We start from the raw sequence: 2100 nt of genomic DNA, 5'->3' as shown, positions 1-2100 counted from the left end.
TCCCATCCCAGGGGCGGCTGCCCCCCGGACCCCCGCTCCTCAAACGCCGGAGGGGCTGGATGGTGCGGGGCGCGACAGCCCCCACCGGCCCGCGCCCGAAAACACCGTGTCGTCAGTCCAAGTAGCCCCGCAGCTGGTCTGCGAACGCGTGGTCCCTGAGTTTGTTCAACGTCTTGGACTCGATCTGGCGGATGCGTTCGCGCGTCACGCCGAAGATGCGGCCTATCTCCTCCAGGGTGCGCGGGCGGCCGTCCGCCAGGCCGTAGCGGAGTTGGACGACCTTCCGTTCGCGTTCGCCCAGCGTCGAGAGGACCGCCTCCAGGTGTTCCCTCAGCAGCAGGAACGCCGCCGACTCCACCGGGCTCGTCGCGTCGCCGTCCTCTATCAGGTCGCCGAGCGCGACGTCGTCCTCCTCGCCCACGGGGGCGTGGAGGGAGACGGGCTCCTGGGCCAGGCGGAGGACCTCGCTGACGCGCTCGCCGGGGAGGTCGAGGTGGGCGGCCACCTCGTCGGAGGTGGGTTCGTACCCGCGTTCCTGGAGCATGCGTCGCTGCACGCGGACCACCCGGTTGATGAGCTCGACCACGTGGACCGGGACGCGGATCGTGCGGGCCTGGTCGGCCAGGGCCCGGGACATGGCCTGGCGGATCCACCACGTCGCGTAGGTGGAGAACTTGTAGCCCCTGGCGTAGTCGAACTTCTCGACTGCCCGGATCAGGCCCAGGTTCCCCTCCTGCACCAGGTCCAGCATCGTCAGGCCCCGCCCGACGTAACGCTTCGCCACCGACACCACCAGCCGCAGGTTCGCCTCGATCAGACGGCGCTTGGCCATCCGGCCCATGACCACCAACCTGTCCAGGTCCATGGCCAGTTGGGTGTCCAGGTCGGGCGCGCCGGCGAGTTTCTCCTCGGCGAACAGACCGGCCTCGACACGGCGTGCCAGCTCCACTTCCTCCGCGGCCGTGAGGAGGGGGATGCGGCCGATCTCCCGCAGATACTGGCGGAAGAGGTCCGAGGAGGGGCCGGTGCTGTTGTCGGTGCGGCCTCGTGGCGGTTCCACCTGCTCCACGGGCTCGGCGGGCTCCACGGGTTCCGTCGTCTCCGCCGATTCCGCCGATTCCGCCGTTTCCGCTGTCTCCACCGCGCCTGCCGGCGGCTCCTCCAGCTCCGGCGGCGGGCCCTCCGGCTCCGCCTCGGGGTGGTGCGCGGCCCGGCTCTGCGGGGGCACCGCCGCGATGACGGCGGTCTCCTCGTCGGGCTCCGTACCGTCCGTACTGATCTCGTTCTGTGCGAGGGTCTGGGTCTGCACGGGGGCGACCTCCAGGAATGTCGCTGCTGAAGCATGCGGCAGCGGTACGTCGGGGGTGGCGACGGCCTCGCCGCCGTCCATCCCGTAGTCATTGAGCGGAACCGCGGGGGTCTCGGACCCGTTGAAGGCGGGTCGGCCGCGCTCCGAGGACTCAGGCACCGGAACCCAGTGTGGAGTACGACACATCGCCGCCACGAGGGGCGTGCGGTGACTTTTTGCGTCCGGTCCGTGACCGCTTGGTTACCCTGATGTACCGGAGTGTCGCTGAGGGTGTGCGAGACGGTCGTCCGGCGCTCAGAGCGCCTCCGCGCCCCGCTCCCTCAGTGCCTGGTCGTACTGCTGGAGGACCCACAACTCGTTCTGTACGGCGGCGAAGTGGGCCGGGTCGGCGTGCTGGCCGAGACGGGCCAGACTGGACTGGATGTCGCGGACACGGCGCTCGACGGCCCGGCGGCGCACGGTGACCAGCTGGTCGCCCGCGTACACCTCGTCGACCTTCTTGCGCATGATCGCCTCGACCGCCAGCTCGGTCACCATGGCCCGCACCACGTCGTCCGGCGCCGCCTCGCGGACCCGGACCAGGTACTCCTGCGGGTCCTGCACCCCGTACTCGGCGCCGCCCGCGTCCATGACGGCCTGGCGCACTGCCGCGTACGGAGCGGCGGTGAACTCGTCGACCCCGTACGCGTCGAACGCCGGGGAGACCAGCTCCGGCCGCTGCAGGGCGAGTTTGAGCAGCTCGCGCTCGGTGGCGTAGACCGGGTTGCGGAGGGTGAGGGCCGGGCCCGTGG

1 protein-coding gene and 1 pseudogene are annotated in these 2100 nt (G+C 70.9%); both read right to left on the bottom strand.

Annotated elements, in window-relative coordinates; translation table 11 throughout:
- Positions 1–112 precede the first annotated feature (112 nt).
- On the bottom strand, positions 113–1468 hold the full coding sequence (locus FNH04_RS45295) for a sigma-70 family RNA polymerase sigma factor (protein WP_322725711.1): 1356 nt from the start codon (positions 1466–1468) through the stop codon (positions 113–115).
- Positions 1469–1603: 135 nt separating this feature from the next.
- Positions 1604–2100 (bottom strand): annotated as a pseudogene (locus FNH04_RS45290) (DNA primase); the annotation flags it as partial.

The sequence above is a fragment of the Streptomyces phyllanthi genome (assembly GCF_009377205.1).
GTDB classification, from domain to species: Bacteria; Actinomycetota; Actinomycetes; order Streptomycetales; family Streptomycetaceae; genus Streptomyces; species Streptomyces phyllanthi.
This window is presented reverse-complemented; position numbering and strand designations above follow the sequence as displayed.